General features: G+C 49.3%; 10 protein-coding genes. 9 read left to right on the top strand and 1 reads right to left on the bottom strand.

The genetic code is table 11. From position 1 onward, the window contains the following. The 4 genes from VIR50_RS02195 to VIR50_RS02180 form a co-directional block, all read left to right on the top strand. Nucleotides 1-889, top strand: an 889-nt coding sequence (locus VIR50_RS02195) for a helix-turn-helix domain-containing protein (RefSeq protein WP_331933518.1), incomplete at its 5' end; no start/stop codon positions are given. Between the two features lie 57 nt (nucleotides 890-946). Next, nucleotides 947-1,798 (top strand): helix-turn-helix domain-containing protein, encoded by an 852-nt coding sequence (locus tag VIR50_RS02190; RefSeq protein ID WP_331933517.1) that lies wholly within the window; start codon nucleotides 947-949, stop codon nucleotides 1,796-1,798. Nucleotides 1,799-2,584: 786 nt separating this feature from the next. Next, complete coding sequence (locus VIR50_RS02185) at nucleotides 2,585-5,920, top strand: SusC/RagA family TonB-linked outer membrane protein (protein ID WP_331933516.1); 3,336 nt, start codon at nucleotides 2,585-2,587, stop codon at nucleotides 5,918-5,920. 21 nt (nucleotides 5,921-5,941) lie between these two features. Continuing rightward, a complete protein-coding gene (locus VIR50_RS02180; protein ID WP_331933515.1) occupies nucleotides 5,942-7,576 on the top strand; it encodes a SusD/RagB family nutrient-binding outer membrane lipoprotein in 1,635 nt (544 codons plus the stop codon). Between the two features lie 149 nt (nucleotides 7,577-7,725). Here the strand turns inward: VIR50_RS02180 and VIR50_RS02175 are convergent, their stop codons facing one another. Next, a complete protein-coding gene (locus VIR50_RS02175; protein WP_331933514.1) occupies nucleotides 7,726-9,174 on the bottom strand; it encodes a glycoside hydrolase family 18 protein in 1,449 nt (482 codons plus the stop codon). Nucleotides 9,175-9,441: 267 nt separating this feature from the next. Between VIR50_RS02175 and VIR50_RS02170 the strand changes: the two genes are divergently transcribed. From VIR50_RS02170 to VIR50_RS02150, 5 genes are all read left to right on the top strand, one after another. Continuing rightward, entirely contained in the window at nucleotides 9,442-10,803 is a 1,362-nt protein-coding gene (locus tag VIR50_RS02170; RefSeq protein WP_331933513.1) for an alpha-L-fucosidase, read from the top strand. A gap of 1,342 nt (nucleotides 10,804-12,145) precedes the next feature. Next, nucleotides 12,146-15,163, top strand: a complete 3,018-nt coding sequence (locus VIR50_RS02165; RefSeq protein WP_331933512.1) for a SusC/RagA family TonB-linked outer membrane protein — start codon at nucleotides 12,146-12,148, stop codon at nucleotides 15,161-15,163. A 27-nt stretch (nucleotides 15,164-15,190) separates the two neighbouring features. Beyond that, a complete protein-coding gene (locus tag VIR50_RS02160; RefSeq protein ID WP_331933511.1) occupies nucleotides 15,191-16,804 on the top strand; it encodes a RagB/SusD family nutrient uptake outer membrane protein in 1,614 nt (537 codons plus the stop codon). A 30-nt stretch (nucleotides 16,805-16,834) separates the two neighbouring features. Beyond that, a complete protein-coding gene (locus VIR50_RS02155; RefSeq protein ID WP_331933510.1) occupies nucleotides 16,835-18,559 on the top strand; it encodes a BACON domain-containing protein in 1,725 nt (574 codons plus the stop codon). A 13-nt stretch (nucleotides 18,560-18,572) separates the two neighbouring features. Continuing rightward, nucleotides 18,573-19,375 (top strand): subtilase family N-terminal domain-containing protein (locus VIR50_RS02150; protein ID WP_331933509.1); only part of this gene is annotated, 803 nt, incomplete at its 3' end.

The following is a 19,375-nucleotide window of genomic DNA, read 5'->3' as shown; positions in this document are numbered from 1 at the left end:
CGACACCGTTGATGGCTACAATCAGTGGATGGGATACGAGACAAAGCACCCCTTGGTGACGGTTTCCGACCTGTCGAAAGCCAATCCGAAGCAGCCCCGCAGGGAGATAACGGTACAGTATGGCTTGTATTCCGTGTGGCTCAAGCAGAGTTATTGCGGCGACATCACCTACGGCCGACAGCCTTACGACTATCAGGAAGGCACGGTGACGAGTTTTGCCCCGGGGCAGGTGGTCCACTTCAAGCCGGCGTCCGACGAGAAACCCCAAGCCTTGGGACTGCTTTTCCATCCCGACCTTATCCGCGGAACGTCGCTGGGTAAGGACATCAAACAGTATGATTTCTTCTCTTATTCCTCACGAGAGGCCCTGCACTTGTCCGAAGACGAGAAGGCCATCTTCAGCGATTGCCTCGCCAAGATACAGCAGGAGCTGGACCATCCCATCGATCAGCACAGCCGAAAGCTCATCTGCCGCAACATAGAACTGCTGCTCGACTATTGTCTGCGCTTCTATGAGAGGCAGTTCATCACCCGCCGTGCGGCCAATCTTGACGTGCTTGATAAGTTTGAAAGCCTGCTTAACGACTACTTCCGGCAGGGCCGTCCCCTGCGTGAAGGGCTGCCGTCGGTAAAATATTTCGCGCAAGAATGTTACTTGTCGCCCAACTATTTCGGCGATCTTGTGAAGAAAGAAACGGGCAAGACGCCACAAGAATTCATTCAATCCAAGATTATCGACTTGGCCAAAGACGAGCTGGCAGGTTCGGAAAAGACCGTCAGCGAGATAGCCTACGGCCTTGGTTTCCAGTATTCGCAGCACTTCAACCGCTATTTCAAGCGCAATGTGGGAATGACACCCTCGGCTTGGAGAGTGGAAAACAGAAACTGAACACACCCTGCCGGCGGGCCTTCGCGCCCGTGGCCCATAGCAAACGCATAGCCCATCATGAACCACCTGACCCCCAACGGTTGCAATCGGCTGATGAATGAGAAGACACTTCATCCGCTGATAAGCGTCATCGACCTGAGCAAGCAGACACAAAACGTCAGCTTCAAGGTCGACAGTTACGCCGTTGTGCTGCGCCATTATCCGGCCGGAAGCACTCCCGAGGGCCGTCAGAGCTGCGATTTCACCGAGGCAACGCTCTTTTTTCACGCCCCCGACAGGCCCATCGACCTATCGGCCCATCCCGTTTCGGGCGCCGGTGGCCGCATGCTCATCTTCCATCCCTCGCTCTTCTGCGGCCTTCTCTTGGCCAAGGAACTGCGCTATTTCACCTATTTTAAATACAAAACCACCGAGGCCCTCCATCTGTCGGCCTGCGAGTTGCGCACCGTGGAGCGCTGTTTGGACCACATAGAGAGCGAGTTGGAGTGGGGCGTCGACCGTTTCAGCGCCTCGCTCTTGAGCGAACTTATCGCCACGCTGCTGCGCTATTGCCAGCGCTATTACGAGCGTCAGTTCGTGCTGCGCCATGAGTCGAGCCTGCCGTTGTTGCAGGTTATCACCCGCCAAATAGACCATTACATCCTCAGTGGCAGCATTCCCAAGGCCGGACAGCCCTGCGCCTGCCACTTCGCCAAGCGCCAAGGATGGTCGAGCGCCTACCTTAACGACTTTCTGAAGCACGAGACGGGCAGCGACTTTGTGGAATATTTCCGTTTGCGGCGGGTAGAGTTGGCAAGGCAGATGCGTCTTGAACACACCCATAAAGACGCCTACATCGCCCATCTGTTGGGCTTCGGCAGCGTGGCCATGCTCCAAAGGGCCTGCCCCGTAGGTCCCGTTGGCCACTGACACGGCCCTTTCGTGGCGATTTCGTTGCGCAGGTGTTAAATTTCAGAATAATCTTTACAAATAAATGAAAACGCGGGCGTTATTTTCCTGAAAACTTATTTTGGTCGGGAAAAACGCTTTTTTTCATCGCATAAAATGTGTTTGGAGATTGTGTTGTTAACCGTTTGATAATCAGTTGTTTATTTGCTTTATTGCGACCGGGGCGCCTTTTCGGTCGTCGTACGACTGCTTTTAGAGGCTGTCATAGTGGGCCTTTCATCGGCTGAAAGCAGCCTTTTGAGCGTGTGAAAGGGCTGCTTTTGCCGGGTCAAAAGGCAGGTTTGGGGAGACCGGCTGCCGGTGCTTAGGTTATGAAAGGCGGACCGTGGCGGGTTGAAATATTTTGTTTTACATTGTAAAAGCCGCCTTTCGGCCTTTCTATCTTTTATTTGTTAGGAAGTGAAGTGTCGTCTTTTTGCTTTTTTAAGCCCGTCTGTCAATGCGTTTTTTGTCCGCTTCCTTTTTCTTACTTGTTGGCTATAAGACTGATAGAGTGTTAAAATTCTTACCGTATATTTTACAAATAAGGCTTTCATATTCTAACAAAATCTCGCTATTTTACCAAAATTAACAAAACAATTGTATGCAATGTATAATATTCTGTTATCTTTGCAATCATAACTTAGAACGTATATTATTCCATTAATGTTAACTTAGCGAAAGGTGAGAGCCCGAAGTCTTTGTATATCTTAATCGCAATTTATATAACTTTATTTTATCAATTAATCCTTAATTCCTTTATTAGCAATGAGAAAAACTGAGAAATCGTTTTGGCTTTCATTGAGAGCTTGCTTGACGGTGTTTATGATGTTCTTTGCTTTTACGCTGATGGCGCAGAACATAACAGTCAAGGGTGCAGTGACCGACCAGAATGGAGAACCAATTATCGGAGCCACGGTTAAAGTGGCGGGAGCTAAGACCGGCGTTATCACCAATATGGATGGTGAGTACATGATCAGCGCTCCGAGAAACGCGACGTTGGAAATTAACTACATCGGTTATAACTCCAAGACGGTCGCTGTGGATGGAAAGACACAGTTGAACATCCGTTTGGATGAGAGTTCCACAGAGCTTAATGAAGTCGTAGTGACCGCGCTTGGTATCAAGAAAGACGCCAAGAAGGTGGGCTACGCCATCAGTACGGTGAAGTCGGATGAGCTTGTGAAGACCCAATCTCCTACCTTGGGTACCGCCCTTTATGGTAAGGCAGCGGGTGTTGACATCAAAACGGCGCCCGGTGGTGCCGCAGGTGCCATCTCCATCAATGTGCGCGGATTGAGCTCTATCACCGGAACCAACCAGCCATTGGTAGTGCTCGACGGAGTGCCTATTCGTAATGGTGAGGCCAACAACAGTGATTATTGGACCGACCAGCGTGTCAATTCCAACGGTTTGGCCGACCTTAACCCCGAGGATATTGAGAGTATCTCTATTTTGAAGGGTGCCGCCGCCACGGCTCAGTATGGCTCTGAAGGTGCCAACGGTGTTGTGATGGTAACCACAAAGAGCGGTAAGGGTGGCCATGGACTTGGCGTTACGTTCAATGCCAGCTTAACGGGTAACTTCGTAGCTTACATGCCCGAGTATCAAACTACGTACGGTCCGGGTGCCGCTCCGCAAAGTCGTATCTCGGGAGGTGCCGACGCTTACGGTTTCTATAAGCGTAACGGTAGTGGCCGTAACGGACTTTCGACAAACGAATACAAGTATGTTACCGGTACATCTTATTGGGGTCCGAAGTACGATGGCAGCGATGTGCTCTATTACGACGGCACCGTGCGCAAGTACAATCCCATCTCTTCCGATCCTTACAGCGACCTTTTCCGCACCGGTTTGGACCAGCAGTACAACGTGGCCATTACCAATGCGAGCGACAAAGGTAATCTTCGCTTCTCTTATACCTACCTGAATTCGCTGCCCAACCAGTACAATTCTACTTTCGATAAGCACAACTTCGCCTTGAACGGCACGCAAAACATCCTCAGCAACTTGAAGGTTGACTACTCGGTTAACTACATGATAGAGAATGTTAAGAACCGTCCTTATCGTATGTATCGCCTCCTTTGCAACTTCGCGGGTATGTTCGGTGCCTTCGATGATATAAATTATATCCGCAACAGTGCCGTAACTCCTTCGGGATTCCTCAACCGCAGATACAATGATAACAATCAATATGCCGCTGATACGAACGCGGGATATGAGTACGACTTCTCAAGCAAGAGTGGTCTTGTTGACGAATACCTTTGGAATATCTATGGTAAGGAGCAGGAAGAGCGCAACAACCGCTTGATCGCTAAGATTGCCCCGACATGGGACATCTTGCCCGGCTTGAGCTTGAGAGCCAGCATTGCCACCGACTATACGACCAACAAGCGCGAGAATAAGAACTCTTCTGACAAGGCCCTTGGCTTCGGTGCCAGTGGTGATTACGGCCTCAATCAGTATCGTTATACCATTATCTATGGCGACGCCATGCTGACTTACGACAAGAATCTTACCGATAAACTCAACCTCTCGGCCTATTTGGGTTGGTCAGGTCGCCGTGAGACCTTGTGGGATCAGTCTTCCTCAACCAATGGCGGTTTGTCGGTTATCAACTGGTTCAACCTCAATGCGTCCAGCAATAAGCCCAATACAAGTATCAAGGAGCTCCGTATGCTCAAGACAGCGGCCTTTGGTGGCCTTACATTATCTTATGATAACTGGGCTTATTTGGAAGGAACGCTTCGCAATGAGAAGATTTCTACCTTGCACAAAGGCAACAACTCGTTCTGGTATCCTTCGGTAAACGCCTCTGTACTCGTGTCAGAACTCCTGAAAGATACCAAGCCTTCATGGATGGATTATACCAAAGTACGTGCTTCTTACGGTATTGTAGGTTTGGCACCCGAGGTATATAAGGCCACGATGGCTTTCAATCAGCAGCAGGCTTCGGGCTATATCTATGCGTTACAGCCTAACAACCTTGGTAACAATGAAATCAAACCGGAGCGTACTTATGAATGGGAGTTTGGTTTGGAAGGCCGTTTCCTCAACAATCGTTTGGGCGTTGACTTGGCTTACTACACCAAGACCGTGAAGGATCAGATACTTAACACCACGACAGCTTGGTCGGAAGGAGCTAACAGTATCTTGATGAACGTGGGTGAATTTACCAACAACGGTTTCGAGTTGGCACTCAATGGAACGCCTCTCCGCACCAAGGATTGGAACCTCGACCTGCGCTTCAACATCGCTTTCAATAAGAATAAGGTGAATAAGTTGGCCGAAGGTGTGAACCGTCTTGAGCACAAAAACTGGGACAACGGAGCAGCTTATCTCTATTCAGAAGTAGGCGGTTCTATCGGCGATATTTACGCTTATGCGCCCAAGACCGATGAAAAGGGCAACACCATCATCGACTCCGACGGCTACATCGCCTTGACCGACGCGCCTGTAAAGGTAGGTAACGTTATGCCTAAGTACACCGGTGGTTTCGGCTTTAACTTGGGTTATAAGAACCTTTACTTAGATGTTTCGCTCGACTTCCGCAAGGGTGGCTCCGTTCTTAACTTGCCTTACCAGTACCTGATGGGCCGTGGCTCGTTGGTAGACAGCAACAAGTGGCGTGACGCGGCTCATGGTGGATCGACCTATTACCTCAATGACGCTAACGAAGTAGTACCCGCCGCCACCGCTCCCGCAGGCAAGGTGCTCTACGATGACGGTGTTATCTTCGACGGTGTGACGGCCGATGGACAGAAGAATACCAAGATGGCATCGGCTATGCGTTGGTATAACTGGTCATACAACTGGGGTACCGGTGCGCCAACTTACTACTCACACTCTATCTTCGACAACACTTACGTGAAGGTACGTGAGATAGTTCTCGGCTATAAGTTCCCAAAAACGATCTGCGATAAGATTCATGCAACGAAGTTGTCAGTATCGGCTTATGCCCGTAACCCATTCTATATCTACAAGCGTATGCCTATTTTCGACGCCGAGGCGACCGACGCTACAAGCTGGATAGAGCAGAGCTGGATAGGTGGATCCTCTGTAACCACCCGCTCATTTGGTGTTTCTGTTCAAGTAGGTTTCTAATACTTTAAAATGAATAAAGCAATGAAAAAAATATCATTAATAATATGTGGTCTCGCAGTTATGGCCGGTCTTGCTTCTTGTAGCGATGATCAGTACACCGTATTGTACGATGATCCCAACAAGACAAGCGATGTTGGCTGCGATAAACTGATGACCGGTGTCTTCATTCAAGAGTCAACGGGTAGGAACTATGCCTACAATTCTTATTGGAGAATGTACACTTGGGACAATATTTTTGCGAAATACGCGCAGACAGCAGGTTACAATAACGAGTCGGGTAGTGTGTATTACGCCGCCGATAGTTACGCGGATGACCGCTGGGAGAACTTCTATATCATGCTGGCTCAGTTCCGTGCACTCGAAGATAAGTACAATAAGGAAACGCCGGAGCAGCAAGCTAATGACAAGTTATACAAGGACTTGGCAGAAGTTTTCGTGCTCGATAACCTGACACAGATGGCCGACATCTTCGGTGATATGCCTTATTTTAAGGCTTCTACCTTAGGACAAACCAGCCAATTGGCGGGTTCTATGGCTCCCTTTGATGATGATGTAGAGATTTATCGTCATGCGCTCACCCGTTTGGGAGAGCTTTACAAGGAATTGTCTACGGCTAAGTTGACAGAGCTTCAGAAGAAAGTGCTTGCTTCACAAGACTTCATCAATAAGGGCGATTTCCAAAAATGGATCGCTTATGCCAACTCTTTGCGTCTGCGCATTGCCGTTCATGTGGCTGCGCAAGGTGCCTTGACGTCAGAAGCTCGTGCCGCCGTAAAGGAGTGCATGGCCCGTCCTTTGATTGTGGAAGATAACAACAATGTGGAGCTTTATGCCGATCTTGATGGCTTTAACTACTGGGAGAACTTCCGCGATGCGTTCAAAGACATTAACAACGTGGCTTCTCAGCCGATGATAGACGCCATGCAGAAAGTGGCCGGAGAGAACGACCCACGCCTTCAGGTGATGTATGAGAAGAACGCGGCAGGCAAGTATGTAGGTAAGAGTCGTACAGAAGAAGCCAACTTCCAAGCCAATCATTCCTCTGATTGGAACGAAGGTGGTAAGCTGAAATGGGCTGAACGTTACTATTCTTATCTCGATTCTTGCACCTATACGGGTAATGATTACTTCATCAGTCCGGTGTTGACAGCGGCCGAGGTGAACTTCCTGAAGGCTGAGGCCATCCAGAATGGCTGGGCCGCGGGTGACGCGAAAGCAGAGTTTATCAAAGGTATGGTAGCCTCTACTTCTTTCTATTACCGTCAGAATAACCATGAGTACGACGGCGCAAGCCATCCAAGTACGAAGATGTCTCCTACAGGTACTGTAGCCGCATACCCCGGTGATGACGCCGTGAAGGCTTATGCGGAGAAGTTATGGACCGCTTATGGTGACAAACTTGAGGCCATCATGACACAGAAGTGGGTACACTTCGGCGTGATACAGCCTACCCAAGCATGGACCGATGTACGTCGTACGGGTTTCCCGAAGCTCACTTATCCTGCCGATAGCCAGCAGCAGAATGCTGACTTTAGGAATCTTCCAAACCGTGTGATGTGGCCCAATACCGAGAAGGCAAGCAACACAGCCAACTACGAAGCTGCTGAAAAGGCGCAGGCCAACAAGCCTTCCACTAAGTTGTTCTGGGCAAAGTAAACCGAAAAGAAACGCCGGTGATAGGCTGAAAAGCCATCAGGCATAGCGAAATAAAATAAGCTCCGAAAGGTCATTGAGCCTTTCGGAGCTTTTATTTTGGGGATTATCAAGCATTCTTTTCCGACTGGTCGGATTGGTCGGACTTGTCGTTACTTCCTCAACAACCACTTTATGGCTTGCTCACGGGTATCTTCAAAGCTGTTGAGACGGGGCATGTAACCCAATGGAGCCTCATGTTTGTAGAGAATGGTGCGGGCATGTTTGGCTTCGCTATGTTGATAAAAATCGGTATACCATGCCCAACTCTGTGCCGTCAAAGCGTCGTAAGCCAAGTAGCTTCCACGTGCTTCGTCGATGTACTTCTCGAAGTCCGCGCGAGCCTCGGCGGGCCATTCGTCGGGTGATAGGCCGCTGTTGACAATCAGATGGTAATGGTCGAATAGGCCCGGGCGGTAGCTGTCGCCCTTGCGGTAGGTCGTAACGTCGAAGTCGTAGCGGCTGCCCAACTTTGTCATGGCGTCGAATAATGCTTGATTTTGACCATCGGTCATGAGGAGAACCCGCTTGTTGGGCACCGTGCCCTTGCCGTTTTTCATGAGCGATAGGCATACCGTGGTCATCAAATCGAGCTGCGCGTTGTCCTCCGTAGTCTCCCAATACATGCCACCCAGCAGGCCTTCGTCGATGATATACTGGCACTTGGCGGCGATAGACCGCGGATTCTCGACGCCCCATACCAGCTTGCCGCTCCAGTCGGTGAGGTAGGGTACCTTGCCCACCTCGTCCCAATGCTCTTGGTAAAGGCCGCCGGTGTAGCCCGTTTTCATGTATTTTTCAAGGATGGCATTGCCGTGGTCGCCACGTCCATAGAGCGGCATGCCGAGGCAAAGTTTCTCCTTTGGAACGCCATTTCTTACATGGGCTTCCACCGCTTCGGCCGTGGTGATGCGACCCGAGAGGGGAGAGCGGAAGAGCGTCGTGTGATGATGAGGCGGATTGGCCACGTCGTAGGCCATGATGTTGACGAAGTCCATGTACTTCATGCAGGCCCTGAAATCAATGTACTTGCCATCGGCTATGGTGGCGGCGGTGAGCAGTTTGCCTTTGCCCAGCACCTTTCGGAGGTCACGCATGAGGAGGGTGAAGTTCTTGGTGTCGTCGGGTGAGGAGGAAATGCCGGCCTCGTTGCTCGTGGGATATTCCCAATCGATGTCGATACCGTCGAGCCCAAACTCCCTCACGATGCGTCCGCAGTCCTTCGCGAAGGCCATGCGCCACTTGGCATTGGCGGCCATTTCCGAGAAATTGCCACTCGTCCAACCGCCCACCGACAGTTGAATCTTCAGCTCGGGCTTGAGCTTTTTCAGCCCCACCACCCTCTTCAGGAACTCCGGGTTCTGCACGTCGCAGCCGTCGAAGGTCTTGTTGACATGGCCAAAGGCATAGTTGATATGGGTCATGAGCTGTGGGTCGGGCAGGCGCAGGTCGGTCCATGAGCACACATAAGCCACTACAATCTTCTCTTGGGGCCGGGCAACGGCAGTACCGCAGGCCATCAGCATGAGGAGAAAAAATAAGATACGGGATAACTTTTTCATTATAATTTACTTTGAATTTGATAGAATTGAATTCGTGATAATTATAATGCAAAAATAGCATTTTCTGTCAAAAGAACCTTTGCGCCGGTCCTTTAATTTTCGCATTTTGGCGCCATTTCCATGCCGAAGGGCCGTACTGAATCGTCGATGGCGCCCATCCTTTTAAAATTGTTTAAGAAAATAACAGCCCCATAGCAGCCCTTTGACACTCGTAATTGCGGCTTTTTTAGTAATTTTGAGCCATCAATAACTTATTAAATTACCCGCATGAAGAAAATCATAATCAGCCTGATGGCATTGGCTACGACGCTTTCCGTCATGGCGCAGGGCGACGTCTATGAGCGCTCGAAGGCCTATGAGTGGCCCACCGACGTGAAAGTGGTGGAGAAATTGAAGAACTGGCAGGACCAGAAGTTTGGCGTATTGATGCACTGGGGCGTATATTCCGTGCCCGGAATGGTGGAATCGTGGGCCATCTGCGATGAGGATTGGGTGACCCGCGACACCACGATGACCTACCAACAGTACAAGGATTGGTATTGGGGGCTGGCCGATAAGTTCAATCCCGTGAAGTTCAACCCCGATCAGTGGGCCGACGTCATGAAGGCGGCCGGCATGAAGTACATGATTTTCACCACGAAACATCATGACGGTTTCTGCCTTTTCGATAGCAAATATACCGACTATACCGTGGCCCGCCATGCCTTTAAGGACCATCCCAAGCGTGATGTGCTGAAATACGTGTTGCAGTCTTTCCGCCAAAAAGGCTTCATGATAGGCGAGTATTTCTCGAAACCCGACTGGCATTCGCAGGACTATTGGTGGGACGTTTACCCCACGAAGCGCGGCCGCAACGTGAATTACGACATCAAGAAATGGCCCCATCGCTGGCAGGCGTTCAAGAACTACACCTACAATCAGATGGAAGAGTTGCTCTCGCGCTACGGTTCGGTCGACATCTTTTGGCTCGATGGCGGCTGGGTGTGCAAGGAGAACAATCAAGATATTGACCTGCCACGCATCGCCACCATGGCCCGGAAGCACCAACCCGGCCTTATCATTGTCGATCGCACCATCCACGGGCCTTACGAAAACTATCAAACGCCCGAGCGAACGGTGCCCGAGACGCAACTGAACCACCCTTGGGAGAGTTGCATTCCGCTTACCAACGATTGGGGATGGGTGCCCCGACCCACATGGAAGTCGCCCACGAAGGTGCTCAACACGCTAGCCGAAGTGGTAGCCAAGGGCGGCAACTTGGTCTTAGGCGTAGGTCCCACGCCTGAAGGGCTCATCGAACCCGAGGCCGTGAAGCGCCTTACGGTCATCGGCAATTGGCTGAAAGCCAACGGGCGGGCCATCTACAACACCACGACTACGCCCCATTACAACGATGGCCGTATATGGTTCACCGCCTCGAAGGACGGCCGCAAGCTCTATGCCATCTACGCCCCGGCCGATGATGAGGCCCTTCCCGCCACCCTTAGTTGGACGGGTAACAAGGCCCGCGGCGTGCGTTTACTCAGCACGGGTCAGAAACTGAAGACCCGCCGACAAGGCAATCTCACCACCGTTACCCTGCCCCGAGGCCTTAGGAATGAGCCGGTGGCGTTGGAGTTGACGATGTAAGAATGTTTGGTTGTAAGGTTGTAAGGTTGGGAAGATGAATGGTTAGTTTTAAGAGTTGGGGAGTTGAGGAGTGTTAGGTTGTAAGGGTGAGAGGTTGAGGGGATGAATAGTTTGCCTTGAAAGTTGGGGGTTGAGAGGTTGAGGGGATGAATAGTTAGTTTTAAATGAAGAACTTTTCTCTCATTATTTAGCACCCCTCATGACAAAATATTCATCCTTACACCCCACCAATCACCAACTTTCAAGGCAAATCATTCATCTTCCCAACTCCTCAACTCCCCAACTAAATCCTCCCACCTCCCCAACCGGGCCTTTCCCCCCTCATCCTTACACCCCACCACCCCCCAACCTTCAAGGCAAACTATTCATCTTCTCAACTCCTCAACTCCCCAACTTAATTACTCAACAACACCCCTTTTACCGCCCCAAAGCAGCCCTTTCACACGATGAAAGGGCTGCTTTTGTTGGGTCAAAAGGCAGGTTTGACAAAGTCGTAAAACAGCCTTTGGGAAATGGGAAAATAGTTTTCTTGAAACTATCTGATACCCATTTTGGTATCAGCACTTGCAAAAGGAGGGGAGAAGTAATCGTTTTCATCATACGGGGGAATGCCCGTTCTGCTGTCGGGAGAAAGAAAAGGGATAACGCAATCATCGTGTTCATGCGAAAGATGGAGGGTATTTTTACCGTCGAAGGGCGGAAAAGAGAAAATTAGGTAACAGTTTTCATGAAATAGCTGGATAATCGTGCCCTGATAGGTGGGTGAAAAGCAGGTGGTGACAGGGTAGTTTTAGGAAACAAGCTGATAATCTTTGTGTTATCAAATGGTAGGATGAAGATTATAATTTGATAGTTTTAGTCTGATAAATTGAAAGTATTGTCGCCGTCGGGCGATAGATGGGAGAAGTCGGTAAGTGGTGTTCGAGGGTGTAAAAAGGTCGTTTTTAGAGCTTTGTCGGTCCATGGCTATATGTGCGTAAATGATAGTCGAAGATGGCAAAGGTGAAGAATAATTGATAAAAACGGCACATAGAATTAAAAAATCTTAGTGCGTTTATAAAAAAAGTAATCAATTGCTGATAGTTTCTTGATAGTTTATTTTATCTTTGTAGGGCTATTTTAACGTTTAGAGAAAAAGATAAGGATGAGTAACGTGTGCTATTTTGTCAGGATTAGAGCCGCAACACTTCTTTGTGTTAACTCAAAAAGCGTGTAAACTTTCAATATGAAATGCAGTTAAAAAATACAAAAAGCAAAAAGTCATTACGCAATTTTTGCCTTGTTGATTGTTTTTTTACTGAATAGAGAAACTTAATAATACTTAATTTCAATCTTTACATTTATGAGAGAAAAAATGATGTTGTTTGTGCTTTGCCTGCTCCTTGGAGTAAGTCAGGCCTTAGCGCAGGCGATCAATGTGAAGGGAGTTGTTGTGGACGAAACAAACGCTCCGTTGCCCGGAGTCAGCGTGGCGCTCAAGTCAACGCCGACCAAGGGCACGGTTTCCGACATCGACGGAAAGTTTACTATCCAAGCCAAACCCGGTGAAAAGTTGTCATTCAGCTTCTTAGGTTACACCACTCAGGATGTGGCCGCGGCCGCTACGATGAACGTGAAGTTGCAACCTGCCGACCTTACGCTCAATGATGTCGTGGTGGTAGGTTACATGACGCGTAAGGTAGCCAATACTTCGGCTTCGGTAGTAAAGGTGGGTTCTAAGGAGATTGCCATGAAACCGGTGGCCAACCCGCTCGACGCCGTTCAGGGAAAGGTCAGTGGTTTGCAGATGTTCTCCTCTTCAGGTGAGCCTTCAGAGCGCCTTTCCATGGCCCTCCACGGCCAAGGTTCGTTAGGCGCCGGTACGGGTTTGCTGGTCATTATGGACGGTATGCCCGTGAGCATGAACGTCGTTCAGGCCATGAACCCTAACGATATAGAGAGTGTTCAGTTCCTTAAAGACGCCGCAGCCACCTCTATCTATGGCGCGCGCGCGGCCAATGGTGTAATGTATATCTCCACAAAGAGAGGATTGGCCGAGACAAGAGCCAATATCAACGTGCGTGCCCAGTACGCCGTTTCGTCATTGGCCAACACGGATTACTTCGACCAGTTGATGACCGGTCCCGAGCTGTTGCGCTACTATGAGGAAACCGGTATCTACAAGCACGACAGCGATGATCCGCGAGAAACGACCATCGTAAGGCTGAAAGATATGTTCCGTGAAACCGATTTCCAATGGTATAAGTATATATATCAGCCTGCTCCCATGTACACTGCCGACATTTCAATTTCCGGCGGTACCAATAACGTAAACTACTACCTATCGGGTGGTGCGCTCAGTCAGGACGGTTTGCGTATGGGTTCGGGCTATAAGAAGGTGTTTGGACGTATGAATTTGGGCGCCAAGCTTAATGAGTGGATTCGTGCCAACATCAATACCTCCGTTTCGTACGACGATACCAAGCGTTCACCCTTTGGCAATAATAACATCTCCGGTGGCGGTATGGCGGCCCTCAATCCTCCTTTCGCGTCGCCTTACGACCCCAATACGGGTGAGGAATACCAGCGTGTGCCCCTTATCGACACTGCTACGCCGCTTCATGAAATATCTTCGAAGCCGTCAAAGACCAACGCTTTCGTGCTGTCGGCCAACGGTAGCCTCACGATAACGCCGCTTAAGAATCTTACGCTGCGCTCTATGGCCGGTTTGGAATTAGACTATGGCGTGAGCAGCAACCGTGTATTACCCAGCTACTACAAGGCTTACGGCAACGGAAGTTCGGCTCGTGCGTACTCAAGAGCTTCAAGCCTAACCTTTACCAATACGGCTTCTTACCTGATGGAGTTTGGCGATCATCATGTCACAGCCCTTGTGGGACATGAGTACACCAACTATGAAGACGATGGTTTCAGTGCCAGCGGTACCGGTATTCTCGACGACCGACTCACCCTGCTCAATAATGTTACGCAGAACTATTCGATGGGTGAGAGCAAGACAGAATACGCTTTCCTCTCTTTCTTCACACAGGTTTCTTATGACTATATGGAGAAGTACTTTGTCGATCTCGTGCTTCGTAACGACGCTTCGTCACGTTTCGGTGCCAATACCCGCAACGGTTTGTTCTGGTCGGCCGGTCTTTTATGGAAAGCAAAGAAAGAAAAGTTCTTCAAAAACATCAGTTGGCTCAACGAGCTTGACGTCAAAGCAAGTTACGGTACGCAGGGTAACTCCTCCATACCTCCTTACAGTGTAGAGTCGTATGCGGGCAAGGTAGGTCAGAAGAATGGCAATGTGAGCTTCGGTTTCATCAGCTATGGCAGCCCCGACTTGGGTTGGGAACATCAGAGCAAGCTCACCGTGGGCGCGAAAGCCCGTGTGTTCGACCGCTTTGATGTTAACTTGGAATACTACCATCGTATGACGAGCAACATGCTCTTCGAGACTCCGCTATCGTTCTCATCAGGTCTGCCGGCCGGTAACTACGGTTATGTATCTACTTACAAGAACGACGGTAAGTACCTCAATCAGGGTATCGACCTTCAGCTCAACGCCGATATTTGGCGTAAAAGAGACTGGGGCGTATCGCTCAATCTTAACTTCAACTACAACGTCGATAAGGTAGTTGAGCTCTTCGACGGCCGTGATACATGGCTCGAGCCGGGCACACAGATGGCCTACATCGTAGGTAAGCCCGTGATGTTCATGGCTCCTCTGTACAAGGAAGTCAACCCCACGACGGGTGAACCTGAGTGGTATCGTCCCGGAAAGGACATCACCGAAACACATAAAGACGACAACGACGTGGTTAGCGAGTACTCAAGTACGCTCGAACAGAACACCGGTGTCAAGGCTCGCACGCCGATTACGGGTGGTTGGGGCTTGTCGGCTTACTGGAAAGGGTTCTACATGAACGCCGATTTCTTCTTCGCTCTGGGCAAGCACATGCTCTCTATGGATAAGCAGTATTACGAGAACGACTACCACGTACGCGACCGTAATAACAACTTAAACGCCTCTCGTCGTATCTTCGATTACTGGAAACAAGAGGGCGACCGTACCGAGTTCCCGTCATTGAAGTGGTTGCGTTCAAGCAATCATCATAGCACTTACCTCGACTCAAAGATGTTGGAAAACGCCTCGTTTATGCGCCTCAAGAACCTCACCATTGGCTATGATTTGCCTAAGAAGAGCCTTGGTAAGCAGAAAATCGTGCGTTCGGCCAAGGTATTCTTTACCGGTCGTAACCTTCTTACCTTTACGAAGTTCCGCGGAATCGACCCTGAGGTAAACAATTCAGTGTCTTATGGCGCTAACCCTAACACCAAACAGGTGAGCTTCGGTGTAGAACTCGGCTTATAATTAATCCTCATAAACATTATATAATATATGAAGATAACTAAGATATTAACTGTGGCGATGGCGCTGACCGCAACCTTTCAGAGTTGTGATCTTAATCGCGAACCCGCCGACTATATACCTTTCGCCAAGTCATATCAGACTTTGGACGACGCCCGCAAGTGGGATAATGGTATTTATTCCTCGTTGCGTGGCAAATTTGGAGGCGGCTATGTGCTGCCCCAAGAAGTGCAGGCAGACATGCTCAACGCCCATGCAGCCTATGAAGGAACCTATGGTGATTTCCATGGATGGACGCTTCGGTCGGATGATGATGTGCTGAAGCAGATTTATCATTCGTACTATTCCGCGTTGGTCGACGCCAATGTGGTGATTCAACAATTGCCTTCGTTGGAGTTGACTGCCGCAGAGAAGGCTACCGCCAATCAGTTCTTGGGCGACGCTTACTTTGCTCGTGCGTACTATCATTTCAATCTTGCGCTCCGTTGGGGACAGCTTTATAACGAGGAAACTGCCGATAAGGACTTGGGAATACCTTTGGCTTTGAAACCTATTTTCATTGAAAAGCCAAAGCGTGCGACCAACCGTGCTACCTATGAACAAGTACTGAGCGACCTCGAAAAGGCCGACTCTCTCTTGGCCGATGTGCCGGTAAAAGTCGGTAATTCGGAGATAAGCGCCGACGCGGTAAAGGCACTTCGTGCCCGTGTTTACCTATATATGGGTAATATGGAGGCAGCTTTGAAGCAGTCGCGTGAGCTTGTCGATAAGGGTACTTATCAGCTTGTACCCGCTTACGAGGGCCAACCCGACGCCATGTTGAGGGTAGATCCCCGTGAGGATGCGTTCGCTCAGATGTGGTTTTACGACAATGGAACCGAGCAAATATGGCAACCTATCGTGGCAAAGGAGAACGAAATACCTACCACAACGGGCCTTTATGGTGCCGACCTCTCAACGACTACCTATTGGGAGGAGTCGGGTATGAGCGATATGGTAAGCGATTACAATAAACCTCCTTATCTTCCGACGAGCGAAGTGCTTACTTCTTTGTTTGCGAATGACCAAGACCACCGTGCGCAAGTGCTCTTTGAGTACACCCGTACTACTGTTAGCATCATGCAGGACTATACCTACTGCTTCGTAATTTCCAAGTTCAAGGGCAATCCTAACTACGCTACGCTTACCAGCACCCACTGGGGTGGCTACGTGCCTAATGGCAATCAGGCGCCTAAACCCTTCCGTATCGCCGAGCAATACCTTATTGCCGCCGAGGCAGCTTTCGCTACCGGAAACCAAGAAATGGCCAGACATTACTTGAATGAGTTGCGTATTTCGCGTGGAACGGGCATGGTTGGTTTGACTGACGACGCACTCTTGAAGGAGATAAAGGATGAGCGTGCCCGTGAATTGGCCTACGAAGGCTTCCGTCTTTGGGACCTTCGCCGCTGGCATCAGGGCTTCGATAAGCGTTCACATCAGGTGGATGCCGACAGAAACCCAATCCCCGAGCGTTTCTATGCGGCCGAATTTAGCGAGAACTTTGCTATCGATGGCGATAATCCTAAGTTCGTTTGGCCCTTCCCGAAGGATGAAACTACCATCAATACGGAGCTTAAGCAGAACCCGGGTTGGGGGAACTAATTTGTTCATTTGTTTAAAAAATATTATTCTATGTACAAGAATTTCAGAATATTGGCGCTGCTCTTAGCCGTCTTGGCATTGAGTTCCTGCCAAAAAGATTTGGTATTAGACAGCTCTACCGATATAGCGTTGAGTGACGCGGAAAGCTTGACACTCAAGCAGGAGGGCGAGACCAAGACCGTAAGTTTCTCAACACTTTCGGCTGATTGGACCGTAGAGCCCGGCTCGTATGACGTTTGGCTTACCGTAGAAAAGCAGGCCGAGAGCCTCGTTGTTACCGCCGCGGCCAATGAAGAGGCCGGTGAGCGCCAGTCACAGATAACCCTTAACGTGGGAAGTGGCAAGAAAACCATCGCCGTAACACAGTTTGGTACAGCTCCGGCTATATCTGTTGAGAACAGTACCGGTACCGAAGTATATAATCACAACGCCCATCCGAGCGTGGTACTCAAGGTTCTTTCCAACAGCAAAGACTGGCGTGTGGAGCAAGTTGGTAAGGAAACAAACGATTGGTTGACCGTTGCGGCCGACCAAGAGGCCGGCACTTTGACGCTCGCACTTAAGTCCATAGAGCGTGGAAGCCCATGGGAATTGACCAGCCGTTCGGAAAAACTCTTCTTATCTAATGGTAACAAGCACTATCAATTAAACGTTATACAAAACGGTTTCTTGCAATTCCAGTTACCGGTATGGGAGTTAGACCAAGCATTTACCCTTGCCCGACTCACCGAGTTGGAAGCTGCGAGAGGCAATAACCGTGAAAGAGACTTTGAGATTAGTGGCTTAATGCCTTATAAGGAAGATACGGAAAAGTTGTATTACGTGTTCCGTTCCGCCGGTGAACAAGCTCCTCGATTCTTCTATACCTCTGATTGGTACACTAAGAATGTGGTTGGTGCCTTCATGAAAGCACCCGAAGGACAGGCTTTCAGCGAGGAATCATTGAAGCCATGGTTGGAGCAAAACAACTTCAAGCCGGGCAACAAGCAGAGCAAAGATACCGAGACTGAATACTTCTGTGAGGACGAAAAGAGTACGAAACTGCTCCATATATATAATGATGCGGCCAATCGTCAGGTGTCAGGTGGTGCCTATAAGAGTGCATGTATCAAGTATATAGAGAGCTCTAATGAGCTTAAGGTCGATGAAAATAGTAGACTTGTCAGCTTCCCCGTGGGCGCTTCGCAGCGTTTGAACGACAAAACGTTTACCTTGGAACAAATTATTGCTTACGAAAAGAGCCGTGGCATGAAGCCCGACTATAACAATGAGTTCAATAATGAGAAAGTAACTGAAAAGATAAACGACCCCGATTGTCCTTACTCTCGTTTGCTTTTTGCTCCCGAGAATCCCAATTCAGAGGATGGAAATTTGGCTTATGTTATCTATCATTTCAACTGGAAGGGCGTTACCAAAGAGGATATTGACGGTGGACTTTCTAACGATCCCGCCCTCAATGGTACGGTGGGCCTCTGCCAAGTGTTCTATATGGGTGTGGGCCTCTTCTACGATCAGCGTGAAGTTGGCTATCCTCCATACTACAGTCAGATAGAAACGAGCCTCAATAGAGCTACAAGAACAACGTTAGCAGACAAAGGTTACGTGCTTTTCCGTAATGATGGAGCCGGCTTTGCCACGTTCTTCCGCGGTGAAGAGAACTTGATCGACGTGCAGGCACAGACTACTCGTGTCGTAATCTCTTATTATAAGAGCAAGCACTTTGTAGATACAATCAAGAAAACAATGAACTATTAATTTGTTTCAGTCAATGAAAATCTTTCAATATATATATAAAGTATCAACCTGCGTATTGTTGTCAGCCGGGTTGTTTGTATCTTGCAGCGACGACACACTGCTGTCTTCTGACGGTAATAAGGTAGATGTTGCCGCTTCGGAGGAAGAATTCCCTTGGCAACCGGGTAGCGCTTTCTTCAAGCTAAAGGCCAATCAGAGCATTACAACGCGTGCGGCTTCCGAGTGTGTTACAAGAGCTAAGGTGTTTGATGACGCCAAAGTAAAGGTTGAACAAGTGTTCGACATGACCTCGGAATACGCTGATTTGAAGCGTCGCATGGGTCTTGACCGCTGGTTTATCGTAAGATTTGACGAGAAAACCGACGTAAACGAAGTTTTGAAAGAGCTTCGCAACGACCCCGCCATTGAGAAAGCACACGGTAATATCGCTGCTGTGCCTTCTAAAGTAACCTATACTCCTGCAACAAGAGCTGCAATACGTCCAAATCAATTGTACCCTGCTAACAATGGAGTTGGTCCGTTTGATTTCTCAGATCCTTACTTGCAATATCAGTGGCACTACATGACGACGAACAATGTGTACAGTCATTACGAGCAAGGAGCCGACATCAATCTTTTCCCCGCTTGGCAACAAGAGACCGGTGACCCCAATGTTGTAGTGGCAGTGCTTGACTCCGGTATCGACTTTAGCCATCCTGATCTTACCGCATCGGCATGGAATGGCGGCGTAGATGAAACAACCGGAGAGCAAATTCACGGTCGTAACTTCTATAATGTCAGCACCGGAGAGGGTAATATCAATACGATTATTCCCGG

Origin of the sequence: Prevotella sp., from assembly GCF_036570325.1 — a bacterium.
In the GTDB taxonomy this organism is placed as follows: Bacteria; Bacteroidota; Bacteroidia; order Bacteroidales; family Bacteroidaceae; genus Prevotella.
This window is presented reverse-complemented; position numbering and strand designations above follow the sequence as displayed.